Raw genomic sequence first — 19,075 nt, forward strand, 5'->3', positions numbered from 1 at the left:
CGGCCCCAGTTTCTCGATCGTGCCAATGCCATCGCGAAACGGCCTTGGCTTCAATGCATCACGCCCTCTCGGAATTGCCGCGGCGTCAGTCCGGTCGCCTTGCGGAAGGCCGCCGAAAAGGCGGCCGGGCTGTCGAAGCCGCAATCCCAGGCGATAACCTTGATCGCCGGACTAGCCTGACGCAACAACTGCTTCGCCCGGCTGATCTTGCGGTCGGCGACGTAGCGGGTGAGCGTCTGCCCTGTGGCGATCTTGAACTGGCGGAAGAAATGGCGGGTGGAAAGGCCGCATTCGGCCGCCAGTTCGGCGACGGACGGGGGTTTCCCCGGCTGTTCGACGCGATCGTCGATGCGTTGAAGCTGAGTACGGGACATGCCCCCTCCCCTCGTATCGCTAGCGCGCACCGAACCGCGCAGATAGCGCTGCAATTCGATCGCGGCCTGAAGCCATATCGCCTGCGTCAGTATCTCGCTGCAAAAGCCGGGTTGCGCAATCTCGCCCGCAATGCTCCGCAGAGCTTCGCGCACGGCGGGGCTGCGCACGTCGAGCGAGGCCTGCAACGCGTCGCTCGACAGGTCCGGCTCGTCATGATCGAAGCCCATCCCGTCGAAGCCGCAGCATATGGATGTCTGCTCACCCTCGCCCCACTCGGTATGCAGTTCGCTTCGCGCCGGAACGAACAGCACGTCGCCCAGGGCGCTGGCCCTGCCCGGTTCCATCCCGCCATAACCGCCGCAAGGACGACCCGGGCGAGGGGATAGCGCAAGATCGAGAAAGCTGCGCGGCGACGAAAAGACCCCGCCCTGCTGGCCGCGGAAGCGATAATGATGCAATTCCATCACGACGCCGGGCAGCGCGATCCGACCCCGGACCGTGCATTCCATGGTCGGCGTGACGGGCAGATCATAGACGTGGGAAACAGCGTTCATCCAACCTCTCCGAACAGTTTCGCCTGTCGCGATACCATCGCTGCATAGCATGGCGCTTTTGGGGACCATTTGGCGCAGCGGCGATGGCTACGCACCTTGCGGAAGAAAGGGTCCGCGCTTTTAGATGGCGCATCGAAAAGAGGAGAGCAGCATGGGCAGTGCCGTGCAGGAAGAGGCCGCGAGCCGTAACATCATCGACATTACCGACCTGCATCACCCCGTGCTAACCGATGTCCAGAAGCAGGTAATCGCCGGGGCCGAAGCGGCGGCGGACCAGATCGTGCTGAAGCCGACCGCAATCCTAACTGCGGCGCAGGCGCAGACCGGGCTGTCGGATTTCGGCGCGGAGGATTTTCGCGAGCGGCTGGCCGTCTGGTGCCAGGCGGTGGACGAGGACGACAACGCATCCGCCGTCACGCGCGCCAACCTGTTCCTGATGATGATCCGCTTCGCCGCGACCCGCCTGCGGATCGAGGACATGGTGAAGCGCCACCCGGAGATATTGGACATCCAGATCGACCGGCCGATCATCGTCGCGGGCCTTCCCCGATCGGGCACGACGCATCTGCTCGGCCTGCTGTCGGCCGATCGCCGCTTCCGCTCGCTGCCCTGGTGGGAAGCGATCGCGCCGGTTCCCGCCCCGGACGAAACCCCGACGGACGAGGACAGCAATCCGCGCTGGACCAAGGCGGAACAGGGCTGGCGGATGATGGAATCCATCCTGCCTTATATGGCGATCATGCACGAATTTTCGCCCGATCATATCAGCGAGGATATCGAGCTTCAGGCGGTCGATTTCTCCTCCTATCTGATCGAGTGGCTGGCGCATGTGCCGCGCTGGCGCGACTATTATCTGAGCCACGACCAGTCGGGCACCTATGCCTATCTGAAGAAGGGCCTCCAGGTCCTGACCTTCCTGAACGGACCGAACCGCTGGGTCATCAAATGCCCGCAGCATATGGAGCAGTTGCCCGCCCTCTATAAGACCTTTCCCGACGCTACCTTCGTCCTGACCCATCGCGATCCGGTCGGGTCCATCCGGTCCCAGCTCACCATGTACAGCTATGCGGCGCGCATGTTCCGCAAGACGATCGATATTCAAGAGCCGCTCGGCTACTGGCCCGACCGCTATGAAAAGCTGCTCCGCGCCTGCGTGCGGGATCGCGACATCCTGCCCCCCGACCAGACGATCGACGTCTATTTTCATGACTGGATCAGGAATCCTGATCCGATCCTGCAGGAGATTTATCGCATTGCCGGCATCCCGCTGACCGATGAGGCTCTAGCCGACCTGCACGACTATCTGGCCGAACATGGCGAGCAGGCCAAGGGCAAGATCGTCTACGATTTGGAGCGCGATTTCCATGTGACCGGCGAGGAATTGCGCCGTCCGTTCGCTTTCTATTTCGAGCGGTTCCCGGTGCAGGTCGAGGTGAAATAGCAGAGTTCACGACCTGCCTTTCGACAGGATAGAAATCACCGCCCCCTGATTAGGACGGGGCATTACTTTCGATTCCACCAGAGGAATGCCATGCCCGAATTGAATGTCATTACCCGTGACGGCGCACAGCAGACGATCAATGCATCCGCGGATAGCTCGGTAATGGAAGCCATAAGAGATTCCGGTTTCGATGAGTTGCTGGCGCTGTGTGGCGGCTGCTGTTCCTGCGCGACATGCCATGTCTATGTCGACCCCGCCTTCGCTCAATCCCTGCCCCCGGTATCGGACGACGAAAGCGATCTGCTGGATGGATCGCCGCACCGCAACGACTATTCACGCCTGTCCTGTCAGGTCATGATGACGGAAGCCCTATCGGGCCTTACGATCACCATCGCTCCTGAAGACTGAGCACAACACCAATCCTGAATGTATGAGAGAGGACTATCGTGGCCTGGAAAGAAGATATTCGTGAACAGCTGGACGTGTCGGATTCGACCGTGCTGACCGACAAGCAGAAGCAGATGGTCAAGCATTGGACCGACCTGCAGGAAACCCTGAACGCCGGCGATTTTGACGGCATGGATCGGTTTTTCCATCCCGATTTCCGGTACGGCAACCCCAACCGGCCGGATCTGGGCACCTATGAAGAGTGGAAGACCTCGCCGGTCGCGCTCTACAAGACCTTCTTCCCCGCCGCTTACAAGACCATCGACGCGGTCGGCAAGGGCGACGACGAGATCTGGATCTACGCCACCCACTATTGCAAGCATGTCGGCGGTCCCTATATGGGCGTGCAGCCGACCGGCAACGAGTTCCAGGTGAACTGGTTCTCGATCGTCAAGTTCAAGGACGACAAGATCGTCAGCATCTTCAGCATTTCCGACGTGCTGACCATGCTGAAAGACATCGGCGTAGTGGAAGTCCCTCAGCCGGTCGACCCCTACAAGTAAACAACAGATGTGCTACTGTTCTTCTTCCGCTCCGGTCAGGCGACCGGCGGAAGGAGGGCAGCGAGCAGGAAGGCGGCCAGCCTGTCCGCATGTTCGGCGGCATGGACATCATCCACTTCCCGCCCAGCCCCCAGCCGTTCCTGCATCGGCACGGCGCAGAAATAATAGCCGACCCCCTGCACCAGCAACGCCATCAATGCGGCCGTCGACAAGCCATGAACCGGCCGCTGGAGCCGCACCGCGTCGAGCAGGCCATCGAGCCGTTTCTGGAACGGCAGCACGAAATGTTCGACGATATGATCCAGCCGCCAAGTCGAACGGCAACCTTCCACATTGGTCAGCGACACGATATCGCCATTGTTCGTCGCCCAGAGGCAGAAACGCTGGATCAGATGGCGCAGCCGAACTTCCGGATCAGCCGGTTCGTCAAAGGCGGCTTCGACTAAGGGCGAGGCCTGCGCCATCCGCCAGTCGACCGCGCGTACCCACAAATCCTCCTTCCGGCCAAACCGGACATTCAGGAGATTGTGACTGACCCCCAGCCGCTTCGACAGATCACGCAACGTCGTGCCCTCATAGCCGCGTTCCGCGAAGGTCGCGAAGGCCAGACCCAGTAGCTTGTCCTCGTCCACGGCCTGGGCGGCGTTGAGCGCGGGGCGACCGCGTGTGCGCAGGGGGCGATCGAGCATCAGCAAATCCATAGCGAAAAGACGTTGACATATAAATTGTCATCCGTCAATTTAATCGAAAGGAGAGTGGATAGCGCTATGAGTCTCGATTCTGATCTTTGGTGGGCTGTCGCACGGTCCGAGGAAGTGACCTCTCAAAAGCCCCTGTCCGTCGACATCGGCGATCAGCCGGTCGTGTTGTGGCGCGACAATCAGGGTATCGCCCGCGCGCTGGAGGATCGCTGCCCGCATCGTCGCGCGCCACTGTCGCTCGGCTGCATCCGGGACAATGGCCAGATCCAGTGCGGCTATCATGGCTGGAGCTATGACGGCGAGACGGGGCGGCTCAAAGAAATCCCGAACATGAAGGATCAGCAGAAATTCCCGCCGATTTACAAGGCCAATGCCTTTGCGGTGACCGAACAGGCCGGCTTCGTGCGGGTCTGCCTCAACCCCAAGGCGCAGGCGCCGCTCAGCGCCGACCCGAAATATACCTATGTCGGCACCGTCAACGTCAGTTGCAGCCATCAGGAATATCTCAACGCTCTCTATGATGATCCCAGCCTGATCCTGTCGATCCGTGGTGTCCGCTTCAGCCCCTATCTGATGTCGGAACTGCACGAGGAAAACGGCCTGCTGGTGATGGAGCGCAACTGCCAGTGGCATCCGCTGCATTGGCCGTCGCACTTCGTGGCCGAATTTCCGCTCACCCTGCTGACGCGCACCCATCCGCTGACCGGCGAAACGCAACTGACGCTGCGTGACGACCAGTTCAACGATCTGCTCCATGCCGTCCTCTCGCCCGTGCCTTCGGCGCGGGGCGTGACGGCGGTACGCTGGCGCGCCGAACTGGGCGTGCGCCATCCAGGCGTGCGGGGCGCCGTGCTGCGCGGGATCAATCCGTTGTCGGTTCTCGCGTCGGTTGACGGATCGAAATTGCGCGCCACCAAGCCCACCGTCTCGCTGCATGGCGAGGACTTGCGCAAGGTGATGCTGGAAACCACGCCAGCGACCCATGATCAGACCGTAGCGGCCTGAAGGAGGATTTGAAGATGCTCGAAACCGCCGATCGTCCCGTCTCGCACGACGATAATTCCGCCGCGCCATCGGGTGGCAGCCCGATCGCGCTGAATGCCATCAACCGCTGGGTGCCGCATAATCTGGTGATGCGCGACAGCTGGTTTCCGGTAGCGCATGATTATTCCGTGACTGGCAAGCCCGTCCGTCGCGCCGTCTATTCACACCCCATCTTCCTGTGGCGCGACAATGGCGTTGCCGTGGCGAGCGAGTTCCATCCCAATGAGCGGATCGCCCGCGACAAGAGCGAGTTCACCAACGCCCAAGGCCGCTATCCGGTGATGGAGCATTATGGCGTCGTCTGGGTATGGTTCGGCAATCCGCTGGCCGCCGATCCCCGCCATTTGCCCAGCCTGCCCTTCCTCCCGCCCAAGGGCGGCCTGCCGCGCCACATGACCGCGACCGTCCGCTTCGAAAGCTCGGCGCCGATCAGCCTGGAAAATCTGATCGACCTGACCCATGCCGACTTCCTGCACGCCGACGTCGTAGGCGACGAACGCTCGGACAGCGAAACGGTGGAAACTTTCTACGACAGCGAGACCGTCACGATGGTCCGCACCTGCGTCAACAAGTCGGTCGCGCCGGTCATGAAGTTCTTCAGCGGCATCAAGCAGCCGACCCAGAATGTGCGGCAGGTGATCCGCATCTATCTGCGCTCGCACTGCGCCATCGCCTATGGCCGGTTCAGCCCCGGCGACGATGTGCCTCTGTTCCACCCCTGCACGCCCGAAACGCGGGACCGCACGCGGATGGAAATGGTCATGAACACGTCCAATGCGGGGCTGATGTTCCGCCATGTCATGCCCAAAGCGGGCTACAAGGTGTCGCGGCAGGACAGCTATATGACGTCCCCGCAAAGCCCGCGCTACATGCGCCACACCGACCGCAAGGACCTGCACAGCAAGTTCGACCAGGCCGGGCAGCGCTATCGCATGGCGATGATGGAGCTGGCGGACCGGCAGGCGAAGGGCGATTTCGCCTATCGTGACAATGTCAGCGCCGATTGCAGCGACATTATCGGCCTGCGCAAGGAACTGTTCCAGTTCTGATCTGATCTCTCCCCATGGGCGGACGGCAACGTCCGCTCTTTTTTCTTTTCGGAGACCCCATGTCCAAGCTTGTCAATGCCGTCGGCGGTGAACGCCGCTGGTGGGCCGTCATGCCCACCCTGCCCGCCCCCGCCATGGCGGGCATCGGCCAGCAAATGGAACAGGCGGGTTTCGAAGGCTGCTTTTCGCTACAAATCTACGGGCCGCCCTTCGTGCCGATGGCCGCTACCGCCGCGCTGACCGACAGCCTGAAGGTCGGCACGGGCGTCGCCATCGCGGGAACGCGCAGTCCGGTGGAGACCGCTTATGCGGCGATGGACGTCGATCGCATTTCCAATGGCCGTTTCGTGCTGGGACTGGGCTCCAGCATCAAGAGCTGCGTCACGGGCATGTATGGGGAGCCGGAACGCAAGCTGCTGTCGCACCTGCGCGAAAGCATCAAGGTGATCCGCTACGTCATCGCCAATGCGCACAAGGGTCTCGATCCCGTCGCGGGGGAATATTTCTCCGCCGATTTCGAGGAGATGATGCTGACTGCCCCCCCGGTGCGGGAGGAGATTCCGATCTGGATCGCAGCGTTGCAGGAAAAGATGACCGCGCTTGCGCTGGAGGTCGGCGATGGCCTGATGGTCCACGCGCTCTGGTCGGCTGCCTATACCAAGAGCCGCCTTCCCTTCATCACCGACACGCTGGCAAAATATGGCCGCCAGCGCGAGGATATCGAGATCAACGCCTGGCCGTGGATCGCGGTCAATGATGACAGGCAGAAGGCCATCGACGACAGCCGCGCCACCGTCGCGGCCTATTCCGGCTACAAGGAATATGAACCCTTCTTCGAGGCGATCGGCTTTGGCGATCAGGCCCGCGCTTGCCAGCTCAGCCTGGGCGAGCATGGCGATATCGGCAAGGTCATCGGCAATGTATCCGACGAGATGGTCGAAGCCTTCGTGACCTGCGGGCCGGTGGACGAAGTGCTCGAAAAGATCGAGCCATTTTGGGATGTCGTGGATTCGCTTTGCCCGATGACGCCGTATCGGGACCTGACCATGGAGCAACTTACCGAATATAATGCGGGCCTGTTCAAGCTGGTGGCGACCGCTCGAGCGCGCGCGGGCATGGTTGCCGAACCGGCGTAGCAGCCCGCGGGCATCTCAGAAGTTGAAACGGCAGAAGCCGGGATCAGGGATAACCCCCGATCCCGGCTTCTGCCGTTTCGCCTCATCCGAAAAGGATCAGGCCGGCACCAGTGACTCGGCCATGGCTTTGCCCGCGATGAACCCTGTCACCATGGCCGGGCCGACATTGCAGCCATGGGCCGGCGACTTGCCGCGCCAGATGGAATTGGCGTCGAGCCCCGCCGCGAACAGTCCGTCCACCGGCACACCATCGGTTCCGATCACGCGACAGTTCGCGTCGATCTTGAGGCCCACCGTCGTCGACCCATCGCCCGGATAGATTTTGATGGCGTAGAAGGGCGCCGTCTCCACCCGGCCCAGGCACGGGTTGGGCTTGTGCTTGGGATCGCCGATTTCGATGTCGATCTGCGTGTTGCCCTTGCCGAAATCCGGATCCTTGCCCGTCTCGGCATAGCGGTTCATCTTCGCGACCGTCGCCATCAGGCCATCGGCGTCGACCCCGATCTTCGCGGCCAGTTCACGCAGACTGGGCGCCTCTATGACATAGCCCGCCGCGATCAGCTTCTTCAGACCGCCACCGCCGGGATAGACCATGCCCATGCCATATTTCTTTATGAAGGCAGCGTCGCCGATGATGTGGGCGGGCACGGTGCCGCTCTTGTGCATGGCCTCCACGAAATGGACGGAGGCTTCATTCCCGAACCGTTCGCCCTTGGCATTGACCGCGATGCAGCCGGGCTTCGACATGTCGATCAGATGGGCGTAGCGCGCGACATAGCCGTCCGGCCGCGTCATCTTGGACACGACGGCCCAGACGGCGTTGACCAGATTGTCGCCGTCCAGCGAGGCCCCGGCTTCCAGCCCCATATTCATCCCGTCGCCAGTGTTTTCATAGGGCAGGATCGAGACATGCTCCTCGGCATAGGGGATATAGGCCTTGCGAAGCTGCTCGCTGGCGGAAAAGCCGCCCGACGCCAGCAGGACGCTTAGCTTCGCCGCGATATCCTCGCCATTCACGCGCACGCCCGTGACCCGGCCTGCCTTGACCAACAGCCGGTCGACGGCCGCATCCTTGCGCAGCGTCACACCGGCATCGAGCGCCGACCGCATCAGGCGCGCCGCCAGCGCATTACCCATGGTCAGGCGCGTGCCGCGCGGATAGCGACGAACCTTGTCCAGGCCGAACTTCGCGGCCAACTTGCCAAAATGGAACAGTGACTTGGGCGAGGGCATTTCGGCGAGATAGGGTAGATCGAACAGATCGATCATGAAGCCGCCCGGCGCATTGAACTCCTCGCGCGCGGGACGAAGATCGGCGAAATGATCGCCCAGTTTCTTACCGTCATATTCCTGCGGCGACAGCAGGCGGCCATGATCGGCCGCGCCCGGGACTTCTGGATACCAGTCACTACTGGGCGGCGAGAGCAGGAAATGCACCTGGCTGTTCTGGTCCAGCCATTCCACCATTTCCGGACCGGCATCGAGATAGGCGTCGATCAGCGCGGGATCGGCCGTCGGTCCGATGACGTCCAGCACATATTGGCGCGCCACGGCGCGGCTGTCCTCGACACCGGCCGCCCTGGCCTGCGGACTGTCGGGGATCCAGATGCCGCCGCCCGAAACCGCGGTCGTGCCACCGAAATGTGCGGCCTTTTCCAACACGAGAACCGACAGCCCGGCAGACGCGGCCCTGATCGCGGCCGTCATGCCGGCCGCGCCCGATCCCACCACCACAACATCATATTCGGCCATCAAGTCCTCCCGATCCTTCTTTCGAGAACCAAGAGGGAAAAGCGCAGCCTTCCGCGCCTTTCCCCCGGCAGGTTTTCAGATTTTGGGCATGATTTCCTCGGCCACCCACTGGAGCCGATCGAGATATTCGGTCAGCCCGGATATCCCCGGCGGAAGCGGAACGATGGTTTCATTGACCCCCAGCTCCTTCAGCCAACCCACCTGATCGATGACCTTTTGCGCATCCCGCGTTCCGGGTGCGCGCGGATCGTCCATGATCTCATGATGGGCGCCGACATTGAGCATTTCCAGCGCGAAGAACAGATCGATCGGCCGCCCGTCATATTCCGGCTGTGAACGGATGAAATCGAGGCATTCGGGAAATTTTTCCGGTGGCGTACGGAAGGGCGACCAGCCATCGCCGAATTTCGCCACGCGCCTGAGCACCGGTTCGGCGTCGCCCCCGAGCCAGATCGGCAAGCGCGGCTGCTGCACCGGCTTGGGCGCGAAACCGACATTGCCGAACCGAACGAATTCGCCTTCAAATTCAGGCTTTTCCGACGTCCACAATTCGATGATTGCGGCGATATACTCGTCGGCCATGCGTCCGCGCTGGTGGAAATCGACATTCAGCATGTCGAACTCTTCCTTCAGCCAGCCGACCCCGAACAGGGCCGTGGCCCGTCCGCCGCTAAGCCAGTCGAGGGTGGACCAGGCCTTGGCCTGGACGATCGGACTCTGCAGCGGCAGGATCGACACCGAAGAGCTTAATTTCATCGTCCTGGTGCGGCCGGCCAGGAAGGAGAGGGCGACCGTGCCATGGACATAATGGTCGCCCGACAGGCCGATATGCTCTTGCGGAATGATGAAATGTTCGCCCAACATGCACTTGTTGAAGCCCAGTCGATCGGCCGTCGCCATCGCCTGTCCGATGTCGTCACCGGTCAGGTTATATTCCCAAGCTTGCGTCATAGCCGCAACATGCATGCTGTTGGGTACGCCCACGTTCAGTTTCATCGACCGATACTCCCTAATTTCCAGATTAACGGGCAGAATGGCCGGGATCGGTTCGACCACACCTTCCCTTGGGAAGGGACCGGCGGATGATGATGTCAGTCGCGTCCCGGCGAGACGCTGGCAAGCAACTGAGCCAGATCGGCCGGCGTATCGACGTCGAAACCTAGACCGGCCCGTTCAACGATCGCCGCTGCCGGACGCTGCCGTCTGTGGGATATCAGACTGTCTTGGCCGAAGGCGAAGCGGAAGGGATCGGCGTCCCGGATGGCCACGGCATTCGTACCGCGTCCGTGCCGATCCGGCGCGAAGGCACAGCCGCAGTCGTCCGCGGCGGCCAGCAAGAGCTGAACATCCTCCACCGTCACACAGGGCAAGTCGGCATGGATCACGAGCAGGGGGCGTTTGCCCAGCCGCTCGCGCGCGTTCTCCAGCTCCGGGTTGAGGCCTCGGCCGCCATCGGGCAACCAATGCGAGGACCATTCCGATACCGGCGTCGGCGCAAGAAGATAGAGGGAGTTGATCGCATTAACATGGGACAGACAGGTCATGACTCGCGCGGCCATCGCCGATGCCAGCGCCATGCGTTCGGCCGGTTCCAGCGCTTGCCCAAGTCGCGACTTGCTTTCCGCACCCTGTTTCAAGGGGACAAGGGCAGCCCAGTCCGTCACGAAAGAAGGCTGATCGCGAGATCGAGCGCCGCCTGCGCCACGCGGATCTTGTCGTCTAGGCTCGTCATCAGGGTCGCGCAATGGCCCATGACGATGTCCGGCGCCTCGCAACGGTCCGCGCTATCGATCAGCATGGCGTCGATCAGACCGGCATAATGCCGGGCGATGCTGTCATTATCGACCGCCATGCCCAGTTCCTGCATCAGCTTGGCGGTCGGGCCCTTGACCGCCGTGCCGCCGACGAGCGGAGACACGGCGACGACGGGCGCGTCGGTCTGTTCGATCGCAACGCGCATGCCGGGCACGGCCAGCAAAGGATCGACACTGAGAAAGGGATTGGAGGGGGCGATGAGCACCGCGTCCGCCGACTGGATCGCCTCGATAACGCCGGGCGCCGGAACGGCCTGCGCCGCGCCCTTGAACAGGATCTGCCGCACGACCGGCGCGCAACGCTGTTCGACGAAATAGCGTTGAAACTCCATCCGGCCCTGGTCCGTATCCAATATCGTGGCGACCGCCTGGTCGCTCATGGGCAGTATCCGGGTGGATATGCCCCATTGGTCGGCAAAGCGCGCCGTGATCTGCGACAGGCTCTGCCCCTGCGTCAGGGCATGGGTCCGCAGCACATGAAGCGCCAGATCGCCATCGCCAAGCTGAAACCAGTCCTCCCCGCCCAGCTCGCGAAGGGCCGCCATGAAGCCCCAGCTTTCGCCTTCCCGGCCCCAACCTTGCGCGCCGTTCGCCTTGCCGGACAGCGTATAGAGCAAGGTGTCGATATCGGGCGATATATGCAGCCCCATATGCCGGAAATCGTCCCCGGTATTGACGATAGCCGTCAGCCCCTCGCCCGCCATGATGCGCGACAGACCCAGAACCAGCTTCGCGCCGCCCACGCCGCCGGTCAGGACGACGACGCGCTTCATGCGAACAGGTCGTCATGAACGGGGCGCACCAGATCGGCGGCGGGGCGCGCCGGGCCGGCCAGCGGGCAGCCCCGCACCAAGGCCGCCGGTATGCCTTCCGCGCCTTCCCCGGTGGCGAGGCAGGCGGCCGTCGCGACGATATCGGCCAAGGCGACCTGGGTGACCTCCAGCGTCCGGCCGTCGCGATCCAGTTCGCCCCTTCGATCCTGCAACGCCGGCAGTCCGGCGGCGCCGATCGCCACCGCCACCACGCCCATCCGCCAGGGTCGGCCGAAACTGTCCGAGATGACGACGGGTACGTCCAGTCGCGCGTGTAACTGCGACGCCGTTCCATCAGGATCGATGGGCAGGAGCAAGGCACGATCGCCCTCCCCCGCCCCGATGTTGGAACGATCGATCCCGGCATTGGCCATGACATGGCCCAGCCGGTGCCGCGCGATCAGGACGTGGGGCACGGCGCGCAGGATGGCGCTGGATTCATCCAGCACCAGTTGCACCAGCCGCGCATCCTTGCGCGTGATATCGGCCAGGCGCCGCGCCTCTTCACTGGGCTCTACATCAGCCAGGGATATAAACCGCCCCTCTGCCTTGGACACGATCTTTTGCGTCACGACCAGGATGTCGCCGGCGCGGGGTTCAATGCCGCACCGATTAAGCGCCACATGCAGGATGTCTGCCAGATCATCGCCCGGTCCGACCTCTCCAATTCCGGTCAACGGTACGATTTCGATCATCAAATACACCTCAAGCCTCGGGCGGGATCAAATCTCCTGTGATACGAATGCCCGCGCCGTCAACCTTATAGGTCTTGTTCATGAAAATGAGGATCGACGTCAGCGCCTCGGCGGCGGCGGAGTTTACCAGCGCGCCGCCGTGAAGCCCCCTCAATCCCATGGCATCGGCCAGCGCCACGATGCGACCCCGGGCATCCTTGTCGTCGCCGAAGACCAGTACGTCGCAGCCGACATCGATATCCTTGGCCAGCTTGTGCGCGGCGACATTGTGGAACGCGGACACGAGCGTCACGCCCTCTCCCAAAACCGCCTGCGCCTTTTGAGCGGCGGAGCCTTCGTCGGGCAACTGGACCCGCATCACCTTGGGCGGGACGAGGGGAACGGTCGTATCCACGACCAACTTGCCAACAACATGCGGTACGATGTCGCGAAGTGTCGCCTCCTGCGCGGCGAAGGGCACCGTCACGATGATGATGTCCGCATTCGCGACGACATCCACATTGGCGCCACCCCGCAGGCCATGCCCCAATTCCGCAGCGGCCTTTTCCGCACTTTCGGCGTTGCGCGATCCGATCGTAACAGGATAGCCGGCACGCGCCAGCCGCCAGGCGATTGCAGCGCCCAGATTACCGGTGCCGCCCACGACGGCGATGGCGGGAAGAGTCATATATTTTCCTTCAATGAAACTGGCGAGCGACGTTGCAGGTCGGTCACGATGGTTCAGCCAAGACGGCGCGACGCGGCAGCACCGGCTCATAAAGCGTTGTGCGCTGGCGCACGGGGCGCCCGACGGATGCCGCCAGAGCCTGCATTTCCCTGGGACCGAATTCCTGCCCATTGACGCCACCGGCGGCCCGGGTGATCGATTCGTCCATCAGCGTGCCTCCCATGTCATTGGCGCCCGCCTTCAGAATCGCAGCGGCGCCCTCCGGCCCCATCTTCACCCAGGACACCTGGATATTGGGGATCACCGGATGCAGCGCGATGCGTGCCACGGCGTGCATCAACACCGCTTCGCGATAGCTGGGCCCCGATCGCGCCAGCCCTTTGCGCCATATCGGCGATTCCATATGGACGAAGGGCAGCGGCACGAATTCGGTGAAGCCGCCCGTCTCCTCCTGCAATCCGCGAATGCGCAGCAGATGGCGCGCCCAATGCTTATATTCCTCGACATGGCCGAACATGATCGTGGCCGTGCTGCGCAGGCCCACCCCATGGGCCACGCGCATCACCTCGATCCATTCGTCCGCTGTCACCTTGTCCGGGCAGATGATAGCGCGAACTTCGGGGTCCAGTATCTCCGCCGCCGTACCGGGCAGCGTGGACAGCCCCGCTTCCTTCAACCGCGCCAGATAATCCTCCAGCGGCAGGGCGAGCGTGCGGGCGCCATGCGTCACTTCGAGCGGCGAAAAGGCATGGATATGGATGTCCGGCGCGGCCTCGCGCACCGTCTTGAGGACATTGAGATAGGTATGCCCGTCATAATCGGGATGGATCCCGCCCTGCAGGCAGACTTCGGTCGCGCCGCGATCCCAGGCTTCGGCAGCGCGGCGTCCGACCTCTTCCATGTCGAGCCTGTAGGCCGGACCGCGCATGGCCTTGGTGCTGCCCTTGGAAAAAGCGCAGAAGCCGCATTTATAGAGGCAGATATTGGTATAGTTGATGTTGCGGTTGACCGCATAGGTCAGCATGTCACCCACGGCCTGCCGCCGCAATCGGTCGGCCCGCTCGACGATGGCGGCAAAATCATCCTGCTCGGCATCGAACAGGGTCACGATGTCCGCTTCGCTCAGCCGTTCACCCTCCTCCGCAGCGTCAAGGATGGACAGGATCGATCGGGAAGCAAGAACCGGCTCCATCACCATGGTGTCGGGCGCGGGATCGCCATGCCCCGCGGACCATTCGTCCACCTTGGGCAAGCCCCGCCCGTCGATGGCGCGCAGGATCTGGGTGGCAATGGCTGGCGCAGCCCAATCCCGCGCAGCAAGCGCATAACGCGGGCCGATGGCGAGCCGCTGCATCAATATGCGGCCTGCGGCCTTTGTGGCGTCCTCCAATATCTCCAGATGCGGCCAGGGCGCCTCCGGGTTCACATGGTCAGGAGTGACCGGCGACACCCCGCCCCAGTCATTGACGCCGGCCCGGATCAGCGGCGCCAGATCGACGCGATCATGGAGATTGGGCGGCGCCTGGATCGTCATCTCAGGCCCCAGGATGATGCGCGCGGCGGCGATGGCCCAGAGATGATCGTCGAGCGACGGTTCGGCATGATCCGCCATGCGCGTTCCCGGCTTTGCCCGGAAATTCTGGATGATGACTTCCTGAATATGGCCGTAGCGGCGATGCAGATCGCGAATGGCGACCAGCGCCTCCACCTGTTCGTCGCGGGTTTCGCCGATGCCGATCAGCAGGCCGGTCGTGAACGGCACGCGCGCCCGTCCGGCTTGCTCGATGGCGGCCAAGCGCAGGGCAGGCGTCTTGTCGGGCGATCCGAAATGCGGGCCGCCGCGCGCGCACAGGCGATCGGAGCTGCTTTCCAGCATGATACCCATGGAGGCGGCATGAGGCCGCAACTGCGCATAATCCTCGCCGTTCATCAGGCCGGGATTGAGATGCGGCAGCAAGCCCGTCTCGCGGAACACCAGTTCCGCCATTTCGGCCAGATAGGACAGGGTCGAGTCATGCCCGAGCCCGCTGAGAGCCTCTCGCGCGGCGGCATAGCGGGCCTCGGGCCGATCGCCGAGCGTGAAGAGGGCTTCCCGGCAACCGGCTGCCGCGCCAGCGCGGGCGATGGCCAGAACCTCGTCTCTGCCAAGATAGGCATCACCCGCGCGGGCCGGCGTGGTGGCGAAGGTGCAATAGTGGCACACGTCGCGGCACAATTTGGTGAGGGGAATGAAAACCTTGCGGGAATAGGTCACGCGACGGCCATGCGCCGCCACCGTCATCGCCTCCGCCGCCTCCATCATGTCACCGAGCGACCGGGATCGCAGCACCGTCGCGATGCCCGCTGCTTCGTCTTCGCTCAGATGCAGTAGATCCAGTGTCACATCATACTCCGCGCTCGGGCAAGCCCGCGAATGGTTTCTAGCGGCGCGGCGTGCCCGGGCAAGGCCGCGATGAAGGTCGAGACACCCATCGCCTCCATAGACCGCAGCATGTCCACCGCCGCATCGACCGGCCCCGCCAGCGTATCGAAGTCCGCCAGAAACTCGGTCAAACCCAATTCCTCCATCAAGGCCACATTCCTGCCGCCCACGACCACATGCTCGGTCGGATCATAGCGCGCGTGCAAGGCGTCGATCTTGCCGCGAAACTGCGTCGGGACACGCGCCAGGGTTTCGGGCGTGCGGAAGGCCATGCCGTTGACGACGATGAACGCCTTGAGATCGTCTATGGCCTCGGCCCGTATGGGGCGGATCGAGGCGAAGGATATGACCCAGATATCGATCGACAGGGGATCACGCCCTGCCGCTTGCGCGGCATCCCGGACGGTATCGATCCGGTCCTTCAGCGCGTCGAGATGGCGTTCGCCCGCGAACAATATGACGCCGTCGGCCTGCTCACCCGCCAGCGCCAATGCCTTGGGACCGAAAGCGGAATAATAGATCGGAATCGGGCGCGCGAAACGGAGCGGTGTGATCTGCGCGCCGTTCATCTGCGTCGGCCGTCCGGCGAACAGGTCCCGCAGCACCGCCAGTTCCGTTCGGATTTCTCGCTGCGTCGCGGGCGGGCGGCCGATCGCCATGACCGTGCTACCGCCCGTCGCCAGGCCCAGCGCCACGCGCCCGCCGGAGAGATCGTCGATGGTGCTGAGGGCGGAGGCCGTCACCAGCGGATGTCGCATGAAAGGCGAGGTGACCAGTGGCGCCAAAGTCGCTTTCGGCGCGTCAAGCGCGGCGAGCGTCAGCGACACGTAGAGTTCATGCCAACCCGCCGGCGAATCGCCCACGCTGATAAGCTCAAAACCGAGATCGGCGGCAAGACGGACCTCTTCGCGAAATCCGTCCAGCCGATCCCCCCACATGCTGCATATGCCGAGCTTCATGGTCATCCTCTCGAGAACTCCCTACGCCCTGCCGTCCCGCTGCAAACCTGTCCTTGTAGAGGGGGAAAGGCGGGCAGGTCGCTCACCCCTCCCCTCTCACGGGCGCGTCAGAACGTATATTTGGCCGTGACGCCCCACGTCCGCGGATCGCCGGCATAGACCGAACTGGTTGGGAAGGAGGGCAGAAGAACGCTGGAAGCCGAGAAATATTTCTCGTTGAAGAGGTTCTTCACATAAATGCCCAGATCAAGGCCCGTGCCGCCTATCCCGCGCCAATCCAAACGCGCGTTGGCCAGTTGGTAACCCGGCAGCTTTTCGCCATTCTGACCGCCAAAATCGTCGGTCATGAACAGGTCGGCGTTGACCACCACATCGCCGTCTGCCGGGCGGATCGGCAGGGTCCAGCTCACGCTGGCCGTGCCGGAGAAACTGGGCGAATATTTGTTGATCTGGCCCTCGCCCAGCACGATGGTCGAAGGCAGTCCTGCAGGAACGGTCAAGCTTTCCACCTTCACATTGGTATAGGCGGCATTAAAACCGACGGTGAGGCTGCGCACGGGGCTGATGGACGCCTCCAGTTCGACACCCCAGATCCGCAGATCGGCGACATTCGCGGCCAGGGAGCCGTTGGTCGGCGAATCCGGCGTGCCGTTCGGAACGGTCGTCTGCGTGTTCAGGAACTGAAGCGCATTCTTATATTTGCTGTAATAGGCGGCCAGATTCAGGCGCCCACGCGCGGACCCGACATGATAGTCATATTTGGAGCCGATCTCGACGTCGGTGATTGTTTCCTCACCCGTCTTCTGGAAGGGACGAAGATCTGCGCAGACGCCTCCGGTCGCCACGCAGGCCGGATTCGTGCCGCCCGTGGTAAAGGGTGTTTCGAACAGCGGCGTGTTCACATTGACGCCCCGATAGCCCCGTCGCGACACGATATAGAGCAGCCAGTCCGGGGTCGCTTTATAGTCGAGGCCGATGGTCCAGCTCGGCTCCTCGCCCTTGTTGGATACGGTGCCAACGCCGTCGGCCAGATTGAGGGCCGCCGTGCTGAGGCAGGTGGATTCGTCGACATAGGTCGTGCCGATGGTGCCGCCGCAGGCCGACACCTTGTCCCAGCTGTAGCGAGCGCCGAGATTGAGCTTCAGCTTGTCGGTGAATTCATACCCGATCTGGCCATAAACCGCCCAGTTCTTGTTGCGGACATGGGCCGTCACCGCAGGCGCCGGGACGCCGCCCACCGAAAATGCCGTGAACTGCGATCCACTGGGGCCATCGGGCTTATCATTATTATAGAAGGCGCCGACGATGAAGTTGAACGAGCCAAAATCGCCTAGCAATTGGGTTTCATTTGTTAGATATTGCCGATCCAGCACGGAAGACGCCGTGAACAGGGTAAACGGCACGGCCGAGGGCGCGGGAGACGGCAGACCCGTGGGGATTTGCAGTTGCGGCAGCCCGCCGGTGTTGATCAACTGATAGCTGTAATTCTTTCGATAGCCGAAAATGTTGCGTAGCGTCAGATCGCCGAAGCTGAAGGACGTATCATTGGTGATCGACGTGGTCTTGCGATAGGCCGCGCCGCCGTTGATGCCGCCGTCGAACGACCCGCGACGATTGGCTTTCTGTGCCTGCAAAGCCGCCTGCACCTGTGGTTCGACGACGCCCAGGCCGAGCGCGGCAAAGGGGAAATTCTCGCGCAGCAAATAGAGACCGCCGGCAAGTTCGTCGCCTTTGAAATATTCATAGATGGTGGTGCTCTTGAGGCCCTCGAACGGCTCGACCAGCAGCGAGAGACGGTAGGCGTCCTGATGGATATTGTCGAATCCCGGGCCGCCGTCGAAGGCGATCGTCCGAGGGTCCTGACGACGGAACTGGCCTGCAGCGCGGAAAGCGACCTTGTCCTCGATGATCGGGATATTCACCGCGCCTTCCAGTTCGCGATAATCGAAGCGTCCATAGGTGCCCTCGACATAGCCTTCGAAAGCGTAGCTCGGCTTCTGGCTGCCGATCACGACCGCGCCACCCAACGTGTTGCGGCCGAACAGCGTGCCCTGCGGCCCCTTGAGCACCTGAATGCTGCCAATGTCATAGGTCGGGACGTTCGAGCCAACCGACGGCAAAGGGGTGTCGTTGAGATAGATGACGACGCCGGGCGTGACCTCTCCCAAGGGCAACTGGCCGATGCCACGCAGGGTCAGCGCCACATTGTCCTTGCCGCCTTCGGAGGAGAAGGTGAAGCCGGGGGCGATCGTCTTGACGTCGCTTACCGTCTGGACGGTGCTGCGTTCCAGCGCCTCTGACGAGAAAGCGGAAATGGAAACCGAAACATCCTGCAGTCGTTCTTCCCGGCGGCGAGCCGTGACAACTATGTCACCGGCATTCGCACTATCCGACTGTGGCGCGGCCGAAGCGACGGACTGCGCCCATGAGGGAAATGCCACCGCTGCGGTGCTCGCAACCAATGCCAATTTCAGTGCGACCAATCGCATAAAAATCCTCCCATTCAATCAGTTTTTCGGTGCGACCTGCGTGCAGCGCAGGCCTGATCGCGTGTGGCAAAATCGACATTGGTCACGATTTACCACCTATCGCTGGACAGGATTTATATGGATCGGACATAATTGATCTCGATGTGGCATTTGCGCCGCAGCGGCGCGACAAGCCGCCGCGCACCGGTCTTGCCATTCGACACAGCCAGCATCCT

17 protein-coding genes are annotated in these 19,075 nt (G+C 62.6%); 6 read left to right on the plus strand and 11 right to left on the minus strand.

Translation table 11 applies throughout. From position 1 onward, the window contains the following. Positions 1–50: 50 nt before the first annotated feature. The gene (locus AC58EF_RS16980) at positions 51–929 is read right to left on the minus strand and encodes a helix-turn-helix domain-containing protein (RefSeq protein ID WP_497277555.1); all 879 of its coding nucleotides are present in this window, start codon (positions 927–929) and stop codon (positions 51–53) included. A gap of 151 nt (positions 930–1,080) precedes the next feature. Here AC58EF_RS16980 and AC58EF_RS16985 point away from each other — a divergent pair, with 151 nt between their 5' ends. The 3 genes from AC58EF_RS16985 (at position 1,081) to AC58EF_RS16995 (ending at position 3,320) form a co-directional block, all read left to right on the plus strand. Further along, a complete protein-coding gene (locus AC58EF_RS16985) occupies positions 1,081–2,370 on the plus strand; it encodes a sulfotransferase family protein (protein ID WP_497277556.1) in 1,290 nt (429 codons plus the stop codon). 90 nt (positions 2,371–2,460) lie between these two features. Then, a complete protein-coding gene (locus AC58EF_RS16990; protein ID WP_066762691.1) occupies positions 2,461–2,778 on the plus strand; it encodes a 2Fe-2S iron-sulfur cluster-binding protein in 318 nt (105 codons plus the stop codon). 38 nt (positions 2,779–2,816) lie between these two features. Continuing rightward, positions 2,817–3,320: an ester cyclase gene (locus AC58EF_RS16995; RefSeq protein ID WP_009823722.1), complete on the plus strand. Its 504-nt coding sequence runs from the start codon at positions 2,817–2,819 to the stop codon at positions 3,318–3,320. Between the two features lie 35 nt (positions 3,321–3,355). Here AC58EF_RS16995 and AC58EF_RS17000 read toward each other — a convergent pair whose 3' ends face one another. Next, positions 3,356–4,009: a TetR/AcrR family transcriptional regulator gene (locus tag AC58EF_RS17000; RefSeq protein WP_497277557.1), complete on the minus strand. Its 654-nt coding sequence runs from the start codon at positions 4,007–4,009 to the stop codon at positions 3,356–3,358. 78 nt (positions 4,010–4,087) lie between these two features. Here AC58EF_RS17000 and AC58EF_RS17005 point away from each other — a divergent pair, with 78 nt between their 5' ends. From AC58EF_RS17005 to AC58EF_RS17015, 3 genes are read left to right on the plus strand one after another with little or no spacing between them, the layout of a single operon-like run. Beyond that, on the plus strand, positions 4,088–5,026 hold the full coding sequence (locus AC58EF_RS17005) for a Rieske 2Fe-2S domain-containing protein (RefSeq protein WP_009823724.1): 939 nt from the start codon (positions 4,088–4,090) through the stop codon (positions 5,024–5,026). A 14-nt stretch (positions 5,027–5,040) separates the two neighbouring features. Beyond that, positions 5,041–6,114 carry an oxygenase gene (locus AC58EF_RS17010; protein WP_497277558.1) on the plus strand — a complete coding sequence of 358 codons (1,074 nt, stop codon included), beginning with the start codon at positions 5,041–5,043 and terminating at the stop codon, positions 6,112–6,114. Positions 6,115–6,173: 59 nt separating this feature from the next. Continuing rightward, a complete protein-coding gene (locus AC58EF_RS17015) occupies positions 6,174–7,250 on the plus strand; it encodes an LLM class flavin-dependent oxidoreductase (protein ID WP_497277559.1) in 1,077 nt (358 codons plus the stop codon). Positions 7,251–7,346: 96 nt separating this feature from the next. On the opposite strand, the gene AC58EF_RS17020 is transcribed toward AC58EF_RS17015, so the two are convergent. The 9 genes from AC58EF_RS17020 to AC58EF_RS17060 form a co-directional block, all read right to left on the minus strand. After that, positions 7,347–9,002: an FAD-dependent oxidoreductase gene (locus AC58EF_RS17020; protein ID WP_497277560.1), complete on the minus strand. Its 1,656-nt coding sequence runs from the start codon at positions 9,000–9,002 to the stop codon at positions 7,347–7,349. Positions 9,003–9,077: 75 nt separating this feature from the next. After that, complete coding sequence (locus AC58EF_RS17025) at positions 9,078–9,998, minus strand: TIGR03619 family F420-dependent LLM class oxidoreductase (RefSeq protein ID WP_422247261.1); 921 nt, start codon at positions 9,996–9,998, stop codon at positions 9,078–9,080. Between the two features lie 95 nt (positions 9,999–10,093). After that, a complete protein-coding gene (cofC, locus tag AC58EF_RS17030; RefSeq protein ID WP_422247262.1) occupies positions 10,094–10,666 on the minus strand; it encodes a 2-phospho-L-lactate guanylyltransferase in 573 nt (190 codons plus the stop codon). Beyond that, positions 10,663–11,589: a 2-phospho-L-lactate transferase gene (gene cofD, locus AC58EF_RS17035; protein WP_497277561.1), complete on the minus strand. Its 927-nt coding sequence runs from the start codon at positions 11,587–11,589 to the stop codon at positions 10,663–10,665. The genes cofC and cofD overlap by 4 nt, the downstream gene beginning before the upstream one ends. Next, positions 11,586–12,323, minus strand: coding sequence for a coenzyme F420-0:L-glutamate ligase (gene cofE, locus AC58EF_RS17040; protein WP_497277562.1), 738 nt, complete (start codon positions 12,321–12,323; stop codon positions 11,586–11,588). Before cofE ends, cofD begins: the two co-directional genes overlap by 4 nt. A 10-nt stretch (positions 12,324–12,333) precedes the next feature. Next, positions 12,334–12,990 (minus strand): NADPH-dependent F420 reductase, encoded by a 657-nt coding sequence (npdG, locus tag AC58EF_RS17045; RefSeq protein WP_497277563.1) that lies wholly within the window; start codon positions 12,988–12,990, stop codon positions 12,334–12,336. Between the two features lie 43 nt (positions 12,991–13,033). Next, entirely contained in the window at positions 13,034–15,373 is a 2,340-nt protein-coding gene (gene cofH / locus AC58EF_RS17050; protein ID WP_497277564.1) for a 5-amino-6-(D-ribitylamino)uracil--L-tyrosine 4-hydroxyphenyl transferase CofH, read from the minus strand. Then, positions 15,370–16,377 (minus strand): LLM class flavin-dependent oxidoreductase, encoded by a 1,008-nt coding sequence (locus tag AC58EF_RS17055; protein ID WP_497277565.1) that lies wholly within the window; start codon positions 16,375–16,377, stop codon positions 15,370–15,372. The genes cofH and AC58EF_RS17055 overlap by 4 nt, the downstream gene beginning before the upstream one ends. Before the next feature lie 101 nt (positions 16,378–16,478). Continuing rightward, positions 16,479–18,860 (minus strand): TonB-dependent receptor, encoded by a 2,382-nt coding sequence (locus AC58EF_RS17060; RefSeq protein WP_497277567.1) that lies wholly within the window; start codon positions 18,858–18,860, stop codon positions 16,479–16,481. Positions 18,861–19,075 lie beyond the last annotated feature (215 nt).

The organism is Sphingobium sp. WR1 (assembly GCF_059693745.1).

Excerpts from the sequence above, each read along its gene's own strand:
- AC58EF_RS16985 (WP_497277556.1), top strand. The coding sequence starts at position 1,081 with ATGGGCAGTGCCGTGCAGGAAGAGGCCGCGAGCCGTAACATCATCGAC.
- npdG (WP_497277563.1), bottom strand. The coding sequence starts at position 12,990 with ATGACTCTTCCCGCCATCGCCGTCGTGGGCGGCACCGGTAATCTGGGC.
- AC58EF_RS17060 (WP_497277567.1), bottom strand. The coding sequence starts at position 18,860 with ATGCGATTGGTCGCACTGAAATTGGCATTGGTTGCGAGCACCGCAGCG.
- AC58EF_RS17020 (WP_497277560.1), bottom strand. The coding sequence starts at position 9,002 with ATGGCCGAATATGATGTTGTGGTGGTGGGATCGGGCGCGGCCGGCATG.
- AC58EF_RS16990 (WP_066762691.1), top strand. The coding sequence starts at position 2,461 with ATGCCCGAATTGAATGTCATTACCCGTGACGGCGCACAGCAGACGATC.
- AC58EF_RS17015 (WP_497277559.1), top strand. The coding sequence starts at position 6,174 with ATGTCCAAGCTTGTCAATGCCGTCGGCGGTGAACGCCGCTGGTGGGCC.
- AC58EF_RS17025 (WP_422247261.1), bottom strand. The coding sequence starts at position 9,998 with ATGAAACTGAACGTGGGCGTACCCAACAGCATGCATGTTGCGGCTATG.
- cofD (WP_497277561.1), bottom strand. The coding sequence starts at position 11,589 with ATGAAGCGCGTCGTCGTCCTGACCGGCGGCGTGGGCGGCGCGAAGCTG.
- cofE (WP_497277562.1), bottom strand. The coding sequence starts at position 12,323 with ATGATCGAAATCGTACCGTTGACCGGAATTGGAGAGGTCGGACCGGGC.
- AC58EF_RS17000 (WP_497277557.1), bottom strand. The coding sequence starts at position 4,009 with ATGCTCGATCGCCCCCTGCGCACACGCGGTCGCCCCGCGCTCAACGCC.
- AC58EF_RS17005 (WP_009823724.1), top strand. The coding sequence starts at position 4,088 with ATGAGTCTCGATTCTGATCTTTGGTGGGCTGTCGCACGGTCCGAGGAA.
- AC58EF_RS16980 (WP_497277555.1), bottom strand. The coding sequence starts at position 929 with ATGAACGCTGTTTCCCACGTCTATGATCTGCCCGTCACGCCGACCATG.
- AC58EF_RS17010 (WP_497277558.1), top strand. The coding sequence starts at position 5,041 with ATGCTCGAAACCGCCGATCGTCCCGTCTCGCACGACGATAATTCCGCC.
- AC58EF_RS17055 (WP_497277565.1), bottom strand. The coding sequence starts at position 16,377 with ATGACCATGAAGCTCGGCATATGCAGCATGTGGGGGGATCGGCTGGAC.